Source organism: Aquirufa sp. OSTEICH-129A (assembly GCF_054558355.1).
Genome location: NZ_JBPXKC010000026.1, coordinates 1 through 255 on the forward strand (window position 1 = coordinate 1; position 255 = coordinate 255).

Annotated in this window: 1 protein-coding gene; it reads left to right on the plus strand. The window is 45.5% G+C overall.

Annotated features, from left to right (window positions below; translation table 11 throughout):
- On the plus strand, positions 1-255 hold a 255-nt coding region (locus SKC36_RS12360), incomplete at both ends, for an Ig-like domain-containing protein (protein WP_459466082.1).

Consider the following 255-nt stretch of genomic DNA (forward strand, 5'->3'; position numbering starts at 1 on the left):
CAGCCAAAGTTGGTGATTCTAATGCATTCACTGTTGTGGCTGGTGCTGCAGATGCTGCCATTTCTACCTTAACTCCTACTTCGGCTAGTATCGTGGCGGACGGTTCTACTACTCAAGTTTTAACCGTGACTGCTAAAGATGCCAATGGAAATAATTTAACTGCTGGCGGTGCTACTGTCACCATCACCAACTCATCTGGTTCAGGTACCATTGGTTCGGTTACAGATAATAGCAATGGTACATATACCGCTACTG